Annotated in this window: 13 protein-coding genes; 11 read left to right on the top strand and 2 right to left on the bottom strand. The window is 60.7% G+C overall.

Features of this window, described 5'->3' with window-relative positions; genetic code table 11:
- Window positions 1-246: 246 nt before the first annotated feature.
- The 7 genes from rfbB to B3I26_RS19565 are packed head-to-tail and all read left to right on the top strand — an operon-like array spanning window position 247 to window position 7,308.
- Window positions 247-1,326, top strand: a complete 1,080-nt coding sequence (rfbB, locus tag B3I26_RS19595) for a dTDP-glucose 4,6-dehydratase (RefSeq protein ID WP_296260074.1) — start codon at window positions 247-249, stop codon at window positions 1,324-1,326.
- A complete protein-coding gene (gene rfbA, locus B3I26_RS19590; RefSeq protein ID WP_296260072.1) occupies window positions 1,323-2,198 on the top strand; it encodes a glucose-1-phosphate thymidylyltransferase RfbA in 876 nt (291 codons plus the stop codon). Before rfbB ends, rfbA begins: the two co-directional genes overlap by 4 nt.
- Window positions 2,195-2,740, top strand: coding sequence for a dTDP-4-dehydrorhamnose 3,5-epimerase (rfbC, locus tag B3I26_RS19585; RefSeq protein WP_296260070.1), 546 nt, complete (start codon window positions 2,195-2,197; stop codon window positions 2,738-2,740). The genes rfbA and rfbC overlap by 4 nt, the downstream gene beginning before the upstream one ends.
- The gene (gene rfbD / locus B3I26_RS19580) at window positions 2,737-3,618 is read left to right on the top strand and encodes a dTDP-4-dehydrorhamnose reductase (protein ID WP_296260068.1); all 882 of its coding nucleotides are present in this window, start codon (window positions 2,737-2,739) and stop codon (window positions 3,616-3,618) included. The genes rfbC and rfbD overlap by 4 nt, the downstream gene beginning before the upstream one ends.
- 45 nt (window positions 3,619-3,663) lie before the next feature.
- Window positions 3,664-5,475, top strand: coding sequence for a sensor histidine kinase (locus tag B3I26_RS19575; protein WP_296260066.1), 1,812 nt, complete (start codon window positions 3,664-3,666; stop codon window positions 5,473-5,475).
- A complete protein-coding gene (locus B3I26_RS19570) occupies window positions 5,472-6,851 on the top strand; it encodes a sigma-54-dependent transcriptional regulator (protein WP_296260064.1) in 1,380 nt (459 codons plus the stop codon). The genes B3I26_RS19575 and B3I26_RS19570 overlap by 4 nt, the downstream gene beginning before the upstream one ends.
- Window positions 6,838-7,308: a YiiD C-terminal domain-containing protein gene (locus tag B3I26_RS19565; protein WP_296260062.1), complete on the top strand. Its 471-nt coding sequence runs from the start codon at window positions 6,838-6,840 to the stop codon at window positions 7,306-7,308. The genes B3I26_RS19570 and B3I26_RS19565 overlap by 14 nt, the downstream gene beginning before the upstream one ends.
- A 190-nt stretch (window positions 7,309-7,498) precedes the next feature.
- On the opposite strand, the gene cysQ is transcribed toward B3I26_RS19565, so the two are convergent.
- Window positions 7,499-8,341 carry a 3'(2'),5'-bisphosphate nucleotidase CysQ gene (cysQ, locus tag B3I26_RS19560; protein WP_296260060.1) on the bottom strand — a complete coding sequence of 281 codons (843 nt, stop codon included), beginning with the start codon at window positions 8,339-8,341 and terminating at the stop codon, window positions 7,499-7,501.
- Window positions 8,338-8,904, bottom strand: a complete 567-nt coding sequence (gene nudE / locus B3I26_RS19555) for an ADP compounds hydrolase NudE (protein ID WP_296260059.1) — start codon at window positions 8,902-8,904, stop codon at window positions 8,338-8,340. Before nudE ends, cysQ begins: the two co-directional genes overlap by 4 nt.
- A 98-nt stretch (window positions 8,905-9,002) precedes the next feature.
- Here nudE and yrfG point away from each other — a divergent pair, with 98 nt between their 5' ends.
- The 4 genes from yrfG (at window position 9,003) to B3I26_RS19535 (ending at window position 13,996) form a co-directional block, all read left to right on the top strand.
- Window positions 9,003-9,665 carry a GMP/IMP nucleotidase gene (gene yrfG, locus B3I26_RS19550; RefSeq protein WP_296260057.1) on the top strand — a complete coding sequence of 221 codons (663 nt, stop codon included), beginning with the start codon at window positions 9,003-9,005 and terminating at the stop codon, window positions 9,663-9,665.
- Between the two features lie 175 nt (window positions 9,666-9,840).
- The gene (locus tag B3I26_RS19545) at window positions 9,841-10,728 is read left to right on the top strand and encodes a LysR family transcriptional regulator (protein WP_296260055.1); all 888 of its coding nucleotides are present in this window, start codon (window positions 9,841-9,843) and stop codon (window positions 10,726-10,728) included.
- A 95-nt stretch (window positions 10,729-10,823) separates the two neighbouring features.
- Entirely contained in the window at window positions 10,824-11,657 is an 834-nt protein-coding gene (gene fdhD / locus B3I26_RS19540; protein WP_296260054.1) for a formate dehydrogenase accessory sulfurtransferase FdhD, read from the top strand.
- A gap of 8 nt (window positions 11,658-11,665) precedes the next feature.
- The gene (locus B3I26_RS19535; protein ID WP_296260229.1) at window positions 11,666-13,996 is read left to right on the top strand and encodes an FdhF/YdeP family oxidoreductase; all 2,331 of its coding nucleotides are present in this window, start codon (window positions 11,666-11,668) and stop codon (window positions 13,994-13,996) included.
- The last annotated feature ends 141 nt before the right edge of the window (window positions 13,997-14,137 follow it).

Raw genomic sequence — 14,137 nt, 5'->3', positions numbered from 1 at the left:
AATATCGCCAGTTGCTCTCAAGATTGGCAACCCTGGGGCGATGACACTTTAAGAAATCATTTACCTGACCAGTAGATAGCGTAGCCGTTACATCGATGAAACACTTGCGGCAGTTTTATGACGCTATGGGCGCCGGGCAATCAATTAATTTCATGGCCTTCAGGCTGTTTGCGCCTTGCGCCTGGCATCCCACGCCCACAAGCTATGCTTCTTATCTTGATGTACATCCAGGGAAAAGGTCTGGCTATGCGAATACTTGTCACCGGTGGCGCCGGGTTTATCGGTTCGGCGCTGATCCGCCATCTGATCAACAATACCGACCATGACGTACTGAATTTCGACAAACTGACGTATGCAGGCAACCTTGAATCGCTACAGAGCATCGTAACCAATACCCGGTATGAGTTCGTGCAGCAGGACATCGTCGATCAGGCCGAAGTCAGCAAGGTACTGGCACGCTTCAAGCCCGAGGCGATCATGCATCTGGCGGCCGAGTCCCACGTAGACCGTTCCATCGACGGTCCGTCGGAATTTATCCAGACCAACATCGTCGGCACCTATAGCCTGCTGGAAGCGACCCGCGGCTATTGGCAGGCCTTGCCCGAGGCCGAGCGTGCAGCGTTTCGCTTCCACCATATTTCCACAGATGAAGTGTACGGCGACCTGCATGGCGTCGATGACCTGTTCACCGAAACCACACCCTACGCGCCAAGCTCGCCCTACTCGGCCAGCAAGGCGGCATCCGATCACCTGGTCCGGGCATGGCAGCGCACTTACGGCCTGCCGGTGGTAGTGACCAACTGCTCGAATAACTATGGGCCGTTTCACTTTCCGGAAAAACTCATCCCGCTGGTAATCCTCAATGCCTTGGCAGGCAAACCGCTGCCGGTATACGGCAACGGCCTGCAAGTGCGCGACTGGTTGTTCGTCGAAGATCACGCCCGTGCGCTGCTCAAGGTGGTGACCGAAGGCAAGGTCGGCCAGACCTACAACATCGGCGGCCACAACGAACAGAAGAATATCGACGTGGTGCGTGGCATTTGCGCGCTGCTCGAAGAGCTGGCGCCGGAGCAACGCAAAGGCGTGGCCAATTACGCCGACCTGATCACCTATGTCACCGATCGCCCAGGGCACGATATGCGCTACGCCATCGACGCCAGCAAGATCGAGCGCGAGCTCGGCTGGACACCGGAAGAAACCTTTGAATCCGGGCTGCGCAAAACGGTGCAGTGGTATCTGGACAACCTGGAGTGGTGCCGCAACGTACAGGACGGCAGCTATCAGGGTGAACGCTTGGGCACCCACGTTAAGGATCTGATCGCATGACTAAAGGAATCGTACTGGCGGGCGGCTCGGGCACGCGTCTTCACCCGATCACGCTCGGGGTCTCCAAGCAACTGCTGCCCATCTATGACAAACCGATGATTTACTACCCGATCTCGGTGCTGATGCTGGCTGGCATCAAGGAAATCCTCATCATTTCCACGCCGCTGGACCTGCCACAGTACCGGGCGCTGCTCGGCGACGGCGGCCAGTTCGGGGTTCACTTCCATTACGCCGAGCAACCCAAACCGGACGGCCTGGCGCAAGCGTTTCTCATCGGCGAGCAGTTCATTGGCGATGATTCGGTGTGCCTGATTCTGGGTGACAACATCTTCCATGGTCAGCACTTCAGCGATCAGCTCAAGCGCGCCGCCGACAATACCTCCGGCGCCACGGTGTTCGGTTACTGGGTCAAGGACCCAGAACGTTTCGGCGTGATCGACTTCGACGAGGCTGGCCATGCGCTGTCCATCGAAGAAAAACCCAAGGCACCGAAATCCAGCTACGCGGTGACCGGGCTGTACTTCTACGACAACGAAGTCATCCAGATCGCCAAGGACGTGCAGCCGTCGCCCCGTGGCGAGCTGGAAATCACTGACGTGAACAATGCGTATCTCAAGCGCGGCGACTTGCGTGTAGAACGCTTCGGGCGCGGCTTTGCCTGGCTCGACACCGGCACTCACGACAGTCTGCTCGACGCCTCGCAATACGTGCAGACCATTGAGCATCGCCAGGGCCTTAAAGTGGCCTGCCTCGAAGAGATCGCCTACCAGAACGGCTGGATCGACCGCGCCCACCTGTTGAACCGGGCTGACTATTTCGGCAAGACCGGTTACGGTCAGTACCTGTTCAAGATCGCAGGGGAAAGTCAGTGAAAGTCACCGAGAGCGAATTGCCTGAAGTGCTCGTCATCGAGCCGAAAGTGTTCGGCGATGAGCGTGGATTCTTTTACGAGAGCTTCAACGCCAAGGCCTTCGCCGACGCCACCGGGCTGGACGTGCAGTTCGTGCAGGACAACCATTCACGCTCGCAAAAGGGCGTGCTGCGTGGCATGCACTATCAGATCCAAAACCCTCAAGGCAAGCTGGTGCGCGTGACGGCCGGCAAGGTGCTGGACATCGCGGTGGACATCCGACGCAGCTCTGCGCATTTCGGCAAATGGTTCGGCCTTGAGCTGTCCGCCGAAAACGCGAAGCAGCTTTGGATTCCACCGGGTTTCGCCCACGGTTTTGTAGTACTCAGCGACGACGCCGAGTTTCTGTACAAGACCACCGACTACTACACGCCCTCCGCCGAGCGCTGCATTCGCTGGGATGATGAAGAATTGGCCATCGACTGGGGCTTAAGCGAGGCGCCCAAGCTGTCGGCCAAGGATCAGGTCGGCAAAGCCCTCAAAGAAGCGGAACTGTTCGAATGAGCGCGCCGCTGCGGATCCTGATCAGCGGGCAACACGGCCAGGTATCGCAGGCGCTTCAGCAGAGCCTCAAGGACCTGGGCGAACTGATCGTGCTAGGGCGCGATCGACTGGATCTGAGCCAGCCGGCTTCGATTCGTGAGGTGGTCCGTAGCTTGAAACCGGACCTGATCGTCAACGCCGCTGCGCACACGGCGGTGGATCAGGCTGAAAATGAGCCTGAGCTGGCCTTTGCAATCAACGCCACAGCGCCTGGCGTTTTTGCCGAAGAAGCCGCGGCGCTGGGAATCCCGTTCATTCATTACTCCACCGACTACGTGTTCGATGGAAGCAAGAATGGACCGTGGAACGAGGCTGACAAACCGAACCCGCTCGGTGTGTATGGCAGCAGCAAACTGGCAGGCGAACAGGCGATCGAAGCGGTCGGTGGCCAATACCTGATTCTGCGCACCAGTTGGGTTTACTCCCTGACCGGGCGTAACTTCCTGCTGACCATGCAACGCCTGCTGCAGGAGCGTGACAAGCTCACCATCGTTGCCGACCAGATCGGCGCGCCAACCTGGTCCGGCACCATTGCGCAAAGCACTCGGGAGTTGATCGAACGCTGGCGCGAGGGCGCGCCTGGCGCTTGGGGCGTTTATCATCTGACGGCCAGCGGCGAGACCTCATGGTTTGGTTTTGCCCAGGCCATCGGGCAAGAATTGATAAAGGCCGGCAAGCCCTGCGCGGCCCTTGAGCCGATCCCTTCGAGCGCTTATCCCACGCCAGCGACCCGCCCGCTCAACTCGCGGCTGGACTGCAGCCGTTTGCAGCAGCAATGGGGCGTGAGCCAACCGCACTGGCACGCCGCAATGCTGGAGTGCTTAGCGCAGCAGCGGTAGGCATAATGTGGCGTACATCCGACAGCAACCGGCGTACGCCACCCGATGACTTCCACTTCTCTCCCACGTCGCCCTCGCTGGCGCAGCCTGGCGCTGCTGGCCCTGATTCTGGCGCCGTTGCTGTGGCCGCTCGAACGCCTGGCCGAACATTACTACCGCACCGAGTTGCTGAGCCAGAATCGCCAGACGCTGGATCTCTACGTCGCCAACCTGCTCGGCACGTTGCACCGGTACGAAGTGCTACCGCAAATCCTCGGCGACTTGCCAGGCTTGCGCGCCATGCTGGCCAACCCGCAAGACAAACCCACCCAGCAGCAGGCCAACCTGCTGCTGATGAACACTGCCCGACAGACCGGCGCCGAAGTCATTTACCTGATGGCCCCCAACGGCGACACCCTCGCCGCGTCGAACTGGGATAAACACGACAGTTTTGTGGGTCGCAATTTTGCGTTTCGTCCGTATTTCAGTAACGCCATGGCGGGCAATCTCGGGCGCTTTTTCGGCCTGGGCACCACCTCGGCAAAACGCGGATATTTCTTCGCCGCCGCTGTGCGCAACGGCAATACCGTGATCGGCGTGCTGGTGGTCAAGGTCGATCTGGACCTGACCGAAACACTCTGGGGCAAAACCCCTGAGCAATTGCTGGTCACCGACCACAACGGGGTGGTGATCCTGACCTCTAACCCCGCCTGGCGCTTTCGCGCAACGCGCCCGCTCAGCGAGGAGGAGAAACAGGCGATCATCGCCATCCAGCCCTACCCGACCCGCGATCCGCGCCCGCTGCAACTGGACGAAAACGGCTGGCTGACCCAGACCCGGCAAATCGACGAAACCGGCTGGAGCGTTAACATCCTGGCGCCCAAAATGCTGGTTTCGCGCCCGGTGCGCACGGTCGTGGGCATTGGCGGAGCGGCGCTGCTGGTGCTGATGTTGCTGCTGGGGATCATGATGCAGCGACGTCGTCACTACCTGGATCGCATCAACTTCGAGGGCAAGGCGCGGCGTGAACTGGAAGTGCGGGTAGGCGAACGGACCAGCGATCTGGAAGGCCTGAACAGACGTCTGCGTCAGGAAGTGCTGGAGCGCGAGCAGGCGCAGCAGGAGCTATTCCGCGCGCAGGACGAATTGGTTCAGGCCGGCAAGTTGTCGGCGCTGGGGACCATGTCGGCGAGTATCAGCCACGAACTCAATCAACCGTTGGCGGCAATCCGCAGTTACGCGGAAAACGCCGAAGTGCTGCTCGACCATCAACGCACCGATGAGGCTCGCGGTAATCTCAGGCTGATCAGCGAACTGACGGGACGCATGGCTTCGATCATCGCCCATTTGCGCGCCTTCGCTCGCCGCGACCGACACGCACCGGAAAGCGTTGCCCTGCAACCGGCCCTCGACGATGCGTTGGCGCTGCTTGCCAAACGCCGTCGGGCAATGGATGTCGAGCTAATCCGCGACCTGCCGGATGCCACGTTGTGGGTGCAGGCCGGGGAAACGCGCCTGCGTCAGGTGTTGGGAAATCTGTTGGCCAATGCTCTGGACGCGCTGACCGAAAAAGGCCAACCGCGCAAACTGTGGATCAGTGCCGAGCACAGTAGCGAGGGCGTCAACCTCTACATTCGCGATAACGGCCCGGGGTTTTCCCGCGAGGCGCTTGAACACGCACGCGAGCCGTTTTTCACCACCAAGACCCGCACTCAGGGCTTGGGACTGGGCCTTGCGATCTGCGATACCCTGATGCGCGCCCTGGGCGGCGAGTTGCTGTTCGCCAACCATCCCGAGGGCGGCGCCTTGCTGACGCTGCGCATGCGCGCCGGGGCTTCAGGGGTCAGCCTTCAAACGCCGGAGGATCTTTCTGCATGACCACGGACACCGCCATCGACAGCCGCATTCAGGTGGTGCTGATCGACGACGACCCACATCTGCGCCAAGCCTTGAACCAAACCCTGGACCTGGCCGGCCTGAAAATCCTGCCGCTGAGCGATGCCACCGGCCTTCAGGCGCGCCTGGGTCGCGACTGGCCAGGCGTGATCGTCAGCGATATCCGCATGCCAGGCATCGACGGTCTTGAGCTGTTAAACCAGCTTCACGCTCAGGACCCGGACTTGCCGGTGTTGCTGATCACCGGTCACGGCGATGTGCCGCTTGCCGTGCAGGCCATGCGCGCGGGCGCCTACGACTTTTTGGAAAAACCTTTCGCCAGCGACGCGCTGCTCGACAGCGTGCGCCGTGCCTTGGCCCTGCGCCGGTTGGTGCTGGACAACCGCAGCCTGCGCCTGGAACTGAGCGACCGTCAGCAGCTGAGCGCCAGACTGGTCGGGCTGTCTGCACCGATCCAGCGCCTGCGTGATCAGATCGGCGCACTGGCTGCGACCAAAGCCGATGTGTTGATTCTGGGCGAAACCGGTGCCGGCAAAGAGGTCGTGGCCCGTGCGCTGCATGACCTGTCCAGCCGCCGCAACGGCCCGTTCGTCGCCATCAACGCAGGAGCACTGGCCGAGTCGGTCGTCGAAAGCGAGCTGTTCGGCCATGAGCCCGGTGCCTTCACCGGGGCGCAAAAGCGGCGTATCGGCAAGTTCGAATTCGCCAATGGCGGCACTCTGTTTCTCGACGAGATCGAGAGCATGAGCATGGACGTGCAGGTTAAGTTGCTACGGCTGTTGCAAGAGCGGGTCGTCGAGCGACTGGGCGGTAATCAGCAGATACCGCTGGATATTCGAGTCATCGCTGCGACCAAGGAGGATTTGCGCCAGGCTGCCGACCAAGGCCGTTTCCGCGCTGACTTGTATTACCGGTTGAACGTCGCACCGTTGCGTATACCGCCATTGCGCGAGCGAGGCGAAGATGCGCTGGTGCTGTTCCAGCATTTTGCCGATGCCGCCAGTCTGCGCCATGGCTTGCCACGACACGAACTTCAGCCGGGGCATCGGGCGCTGCTTTTGCGCCACAACTGGCCGGGTAATGTGCGAGAACTGCAGAACGCCGCCGAACGTTTCGCATTGGGCCTGGAGCTTGAGCTCGAAGGCACCGCGCAACCGGATATGCCCGCGTCCACAAGCGGCCTGAGCGAACAGGTCGAAGCCTTCGAGCGAGCCCTGATCGCAGGCGAACTTGCACGCCCCCACAGCTCGGTGCGCAGTCTGGCCGAGGCACTCGGTATTCCCCGTAAAACCTTGCACGACAAGCTGCGCAAACATGGCCTGAATTTCAGCGGTGGCGGTTCTGATGACAACGATTGATCCGGATTCGAAAGCCAGACAGCTGGAGGATGTCCTGCACCAGGACATCCCGTTGACGCGCGACATGGGCATGCAAGTGATCAGCTGGCAAAACCACCAGTTGCGCCTGCACCTTCCCTTGGCGCAGAACATCAACCACACGAGCACGCTGTTTGGCGGCAGTCTGTACTGCGGCGCAGTGCTGGCCGGTTGGGGATGGCTGTATCTGCGGCTCAAAGAAGTCGGGATCACCGATGGGCACATCGTGATTCAAGAGGGCCAGATCAGCTATCCGCTACCGGTCAAACGCGACGGTGTAGCGATCTGCGTGGCGCCGGACGACGCTATCTGGGACAAGTTCGTGAAGATGTATCAACGGCGTGGGCGTGCGCGATTGGCATTGAACACGCAAATCGTGGCCGAGGGTTCGGAAGAGTCGGCGGTGGAGTTTGTCGGGCAGTACGTGCTGCATCGTTGAATGCTCGCTCGGTTCTGCCCGAGAGGGCGTGGGAGCTGGCTTGCCTGCGATCTGAGGCCAAGCGGCAGCAAAACCGTTAGATGCAGCATTGTGTTATGACGCAGGCCTCTGGTCGTGCCGCCGCCTCGCACCGGGTCGCCTGCAAACAGGGCTCCCGCGCCCTCCGGGCAGAATCAAGCGCTAATGAAGGTCAACCCTTCGCTAACTCAATCAACGCCTCGCGCCAAGACGCCTGCGCTGGCAGTGCTAGAAAGAACGTATTGAGCAACGACTCTCTTGGCGGGTAATCAAACGTATCGCCCGCCAGATTCAGCACCACGCCGCCCGCGCCTTCCAGCACGCCCTGGGCAGCAGCGGTGTCCCACTGCGAGGTCGGCGCCAAACGCGGATAGCAATCAGCTGAACCTTCCGCCAACAGACAAAACTTCAGCGAGCTGCCGATATTGGTCAACTCCAACTCGCCGACCACCTTCGATAAGCCAGCCAACAGTTTCTCCTGTTCCGGGCTCGAGTGACAGCGGCTGGCAACCACGGTAAACGCCTTCCCCTGCGCGGGCTGGCGACGCACAGTGATCGGCTCGAGGTGATCGGCATTGTCACTGCGCCACGCGCCCAGGCCCGCGCCCCCGAAATAGCAACGATCACTCGTCGGAATAGAGACCACGCCAAACACCACACGCCCGTTCTCGATCAGCGCGACATTGACCGTGAATTCTTCGCTGCCGCAAATGAATTCCTTGGTGCCGTCCAGCGGATCGACCAGCCACCAGCGCTGCCACTGGCTGCGCTCGCTCAGCGGGATATCGGCGTCTTCTTCCGAAAGAATGTGAATACTCGGATCCAGCGCCTTCAGGCCCGCTACCAACAATTCATGAGCGGCCAGATCAGCCGCGGTGACCGGCGAATTATCGGACTTGGCCGTCACCTCAACACCGGAGCGCCAGAACGGCAGGATGGCGTGGCCTGCTCGACGGCACAGGTCGATCACCGGTGCAAGCAAAGGGTGCGGCAAAGCGCCGAGTGCATCGGTCATGGCTGAAACACCCCACGCTGGGTCAGCAGATCGCGGGCCAGATACAGCGCGGCCAGCGCGCGGCCTTCGGAGAACTGTGGGTGTTGCGCCAGGCTTGCCAACTCGCGAAGGCTAATCTTATCCACGCCCATTGGCTCCGGTTCGTCGCCCTCAAGGCGCTCTTCATACAGATCGGTGGCCAGTACCACTTGGATTTTCTGGCTCATGTAGCCCGGCGACAGCGACAGCTCGGTCAGATGTTCAAGATGGCGGGCGCCGAAACCGGCCTCTTCCTTAAGCTCACGATTGGCAGCGGCCAGCACGTCTTCGCCTGGCTCGATCAAGCCCTTGGGCAAGGACAACTCGTATTCGTCGGTTCCCCCGCAATACTCTTCCACCAACACCGCGTGCTCGGCGTCGAACATTGCCACGATCATCACCGCTCCGTGCCCGCTGCCGCGCCCGACCAGACGCTCATAAACGCGCTCCACACCATTGGAGAAGCGAAGCTGCACTTGCTCGACTCGGAACAGACGGCTGCTCGCGACGATTTCACGAGCAAGTACGGTGGGTTTCTGGCGCATGACAAGCTCCTTGGCGTAGACGGGCTACTATACCGTGGCTTTTCTGATTGTCTGTGCCTGAAAAACCACAGCGACTCATTCAACGCCGAGAGATTTACATGCCTTCTTTACCCTGGCGCGACATCGACACCGTTCTGTTGGACATGGACGGAACGTTGCTCGATCTGCACTTCGACAACCACTTCTGGCTGACGCATCTGCCAAGACGCTACGCCCAATTGCACGGCGTGAGCCTGGCGATGGCGCAGATGGAGCTGACGCCGCTGTTCGAACAGAACGCAGGTACGCTGAATTGGTACTGCACCGATTTCTGGAGCAGGGAACTGAACCTGCCGGTGAGCGACCTGAAGCTTGAAGTCGCCCATCTGATTGCGCTGCGTCCCGATGCCGAAACCTTTCTGGCCGCGATCAGACAGGCGGGCAAACGCGTGATCATGATCACCAACGCCCACCGCGATTCGCTGTCGTTGAAGATGGAGCGGCTGCAACTGGCGCCGTACTTCGAACGACTGATCAGCTCCCACGATTATGGCTACCCCAAGGAGAACGCTCAGTTCTGGGACGCGCTGCATGCCGATATTGGCTTCGATCCGGGCCGCAGTGTGTTCATCGACGACACATTGCCGATCCTGCGCAGCGCCGGGCAGTATGGCGTGAAGCATTTGCTGGCCGTGCGCGAGCCGGACAGCCGCAAAGGCCCAAAGGACACCGAAGAGTTCGCGGCAGTTGGGGATTATCGCGAGCTGATCAAGGGTCTGTAAGCTACGCCGCAACACCTGCAGCGGTCCGGTTTGTCGGCGCTGGCGCCCGTGAATCGTTACCGTGGGCAGGCCGTGCTACAACGCTCACGCACCGGCCCCAGCGCCAATCATCCGCCCATGCGACATCCTGCCGCGTTAGAATTCCCGGGCCTGCCCAGCGCCTTAAGGAGTGAAGATGGACATCAAACAGCTGAAATTCCTGATTGCCCTCGACGAAACACGTCACTTCGGGCAGGCAGCAGCGCGTTGCCATATCACTCAGCCAACCCTGTCCATGCGCCTGCGCAACCTGGAAGAAGAGCTGGACCTGCCATTGGTCAATCGCGGCCAGCGCTTTGAAGGCTTTACGGCTCCGGGCGAACGTGTTTTGGCTTGGGCGCGTACGGTGCTGGCCGCCTATGACGGTTTGCAGGCAGAGGCCGCCGCGTGCCGCGGGCATTTGGTCGGCACATTGCGCCTGGGTGTGGTGCCGCTGTCGAACTTTGATCCACTGCCGCTTTTGCAGCGCCTGCACAGCGTGCATCCGAACATGCGCTTCGAGCTGTCTTCCCTCAGCTCCGAACAGATCCTCGACCAATTGGCAAGCAACCGGCTGGACCTGGGCGTGTCGTACCTGGAACGACTGGACAGCGACCGTTTCGACTCACTGGAGCTGGCCGAAACGCGTATGGGCCTGATGTACGATCAGCGTCATTTCAGCTTCGCCGATGAACCGCTGAGCTGGGAAAGCCTGATCGAACTGCCACTGGGGATGCTGACCAACGGCATGCACTTTCGACAATCCATCGATCACAACTTTCACAGTCGCGGCCTGCAACCGCAGCCACTGATCCAGACTGATGCCGTGCATCAACTGCTACAAGCGGTTCACGGCGGTTTTTGCTGCGCGATCATGCCGCTGGACGGCGGGCTGGAATCGCTGACCGAGCACCTGCGCCTGCAACCTATCGAGCATGCACAGACCCTTGCCCGCCTGGGGCTGATCATGCGTCGCTCGGCACCCCGCTCGGCATTGGCTGAAGCCTGCTTCGGCCTTTACCAGAAAATGATCACGACACCTTGATCGACGTCATCTATCGGAACATCAGTACTAGCGATTAGACGTTACTCAAGCGGGAGCCTAGGCTTAGAACCTTACTACGCTGCCGGTACGTCCCGATGCATGCCAAGCTCACGCAGAGCACGGCGCCCGCAAAACAACTGCCCGCGCCTGCCGCAAGTCAGTCCTACAGCTACTCGAACCTCGAGCATGACACCTGCGAGCCCAATGTACTGGCCGAAGAGGTCGCATTGGCCATTGCCTATAACGGCATCAGCCAGGCTGTGATGCTGGTGACGCCTACCGATCTGGAAGACTTTATCGTCGGTTTCAGCATTGGCAGCGGCATCATCGCGTCCCCGGACGAAATCTATGACATCAAGCTCGCCGGTTGCGGCTCGGCGCAAGCGGCCGACGTCGAGATTGCCAGTCGTGCGTTCTGGAACCTCAAGACTCAACGTCGGCAACTGGCAGGCACCAGTGGGTGCGGGCTGTGCGGTGTTGAGGCAGTGGAACAGGCGCTCCCCGAACTGAACGTACTACCCGGCGCCCCGCTGCCGCCAGCCGAATGGCTCAAAGGCCTTCGCGGGCGTCTGGAGGAGTTCCAGCCACTGGGCCAACACTGCGGCGCTGTGCACGCGGCGATGTTCATGAACGACCAGGGCCAATTGCTGCTGGGTCGGGAGGACATCGGCCGCCACAACGCGCTCGACAAGCTGATCGGTGCGCTGATTCGTCAGCGCATTCCGACTGCCGGCGGTCTGGCGGTCGTGACCAGTCGCTGCAGCCTCGAATTGATTCAGAAAGTCCTGCGTGCCGGGATTCAGACCCTTGTCAGCCTGTCCTCGCCTACCGGCCTGGCGCTGCAATGGGCGCGTCGACACAACCTCAATCTCATTCATCTGCCAAAACACAGTGCGCCGCGGGTTTACAGTCCTGCGTTGGAGAATTAAGCGTGAGCATGCATAAAGAAGCCGACAAGGTCTCAACCCCTCGCTATAAGCCCTACAAAGGTCCAGCCGGCGGGTGGGGTGCGCTGATCAGCGTTGCCCATTTCTGGCTGACCAGCGACAACGCGCTGAAAAACATTCGCACCATGCTCAAGACCAACCAGAACGGCGGCTTCGACTGCCCGGGCTGCGCCTGGGGCGACTCGCCGGAAAGCGGCATGGTCAAGTTCTGCGAAAACGGCGCCAAGGCGGTCAACTGGGAGGCTACCAAGCGCCGCGTCGATCCCTCGTTCTTCGCCCGCTACAGCGTCAGTTCGCTGCTAGAACAGAGTGACTACTGGCTCGAATATCAGGGCCGTCTGACCGAGCCGATGGTCTACGACGCCCAATCCGATCGTTATAAGCCGATCGCCTGGGACGACGCCTTCGCTCTGATCGCCAGGCACCTGAATAACCTGCCAAGCCCGAATATGGCCGAGTTCTACACCTCGGGCCGAGCCAGCAACGAAGCAGCGTACCTGTATCAACTGTTCGTTCGCGCTTACGGCACCAACAATTTCCCCGATTGCTCGAACATGTGCCACGAAGCCAGTGGCGTTGCACTGTCGCAAAGCGTGGGTGTCGGTAAAGGCACCGTAACCTTCGACGACTTCGAGCACGCCGACGCGATTTTCGTGCTGGGTCAGAACCCTGGCACCAACCACCCGCGCATGCTCGAACCGCTGCGTGAGGCCGTCAAGCGCGGCGCTCAGGTGGTGTGCGTCAACCCGCTCAAGGAGCGCGGCCTGGAACGCTTTCAGCACCCGCAGCATCCGATCGAAATGCTCAGCAACGGTTCCGAGCCGACCAACACTGCCTACTTCCGTCCCGCACTGGGCGGCGACATGGCGCTGCTGCGCGGCATGGCCAAGTTTCTGCTGCAGTGGGAGCGCGAGGCCCAGGCCAAAGGCGAACCGGCAGTGTTCGACCATGCGTTTCTCAACGAACACACCCACGGCGTGCTGGATTACCTGGCCGTTGTGGATGACACCACCTGGGAGTTCATTGTTGAGCAATCAGGCTTGCCGCTGATCGACATCGAACGCGCTGCGCGGATGTACGCCAAGGGCAAGAACGTGATCATGTGCTGGGCGATGGGCATCACTCAACATCGCCATTCGGTGCCGACCATCCAGGAAGTCGCCAACCTGATGCTGCTGCGCGGCAACATCGGTAAGCCAGGCGCCGGTCTGTGTCCGGTGCGCGGCCACAGTAACGTGCAGGGCGACCGCACCATGGGCATCAATGAGCGTCCCCCGGCGTTCTTCCTCGATGCGCTGGAAAAACGTTTCCAGTTTAAAGTGCCGCGCGAGAACGGCCACAACGTGGTCGAAGCGATTCACGCCATGCTTGAAGGTCGCTCGAAGGTCTTCATCGGCTTGGGCGGCAACTTCGCTCAAGCGACACCGGACAGCCCGCGCACCTTCGAAGCGCTGCGCAGCTGCGACCTGACCGTGCAGATCAGCACCAAGCTCAACCGCAGTCACCTGACCCACGGCAAGGAAGCACTGATTCTGCCGTGCTTTGGTCGCACCGACATCGACATCCAGGCCGAAGGCGCGCAAGCCGTAACCGTGGAAGACTCGTTCAGCATGGTTCACGCCTCCAACGGCCAGCTCAAGCCGCTGTCGCGCCACATGCGTTCCGAACCTGCGATCCTGGCGGGCATCGCCAACGCTACCCTCGGCAAGCAGCCCGTGGACTGGCTGTGGCTGGTAGAAGATTACAGCCGCATTCGCGACCTGATCGCCGATACCATTCCGGCGTTCAAGGACTTCAACGAGAAGATCAAGAATCCGGGTGGCTTCTATCTGGGCAGCACCGCCGGTTCGCGCAAGTGGAACACGCCTAGCGCACGCGCCACCTTCAAATCGAACCTGCTGCCTAAGGATCTGGTTCATGAGAGCGTCCGCGGGACAGGTATCGTGCCGGACCTGATCATGCAATCGATGCGCTCCCACGATCAGTACAACACCACCATCTATGGCCTGGACGACCGTTATCGCGGCGTGAAGGGGCAACGCGACGTGATGTTCCTCAACGAGGCGGACATCGTGCGCCTGGGCTTCGTCCCGGGTCAGAAGGCCGACATCGTCTCGATCTGGGGCGATGACATCGTGCGTCGGGTCAAGGGCTTTACCCTCCTGCCGTTCGATATCCCTGCCGGCCAAGCAGCCGCATACTATCCCGAGGTCAACCCGCTGGTGCCATTGGATAGCTTCGGCGACGGCAGCCACACGCCCACTTCAAAGTTCGTAGCCATCAAACTTGAGCGACACAGCGAAGTCGCGCGAATCATCTGAAACGCGGTAGCCCGATAGGGTCTCTGGCCTCTGATTCTGGCCAGAGACCGTAAGGCCAGCGCCCTCCGGGCAAACGCAAAATCCGTAGACGCTGGCTTTTGATTCTGGCCGAAGGCCGTAGCAGCGCAGCTTGCTCGCGAT

Origin of the sequence: Pseudomonas sp. UBA5706 (assembly GCF_002419965.1) — a bacterium.
GTDB lineage: Bacteria > Pseudomonadota > Gammaproteobacteria > Pseudomonadales > Pseudomonadaceae > Aquipseudomonas.
The sequence above is the reverse complement of the archived record's forward strand: the minus strand, read 5'-3'. Positions and strand labels throughout refer to the sequence as shown.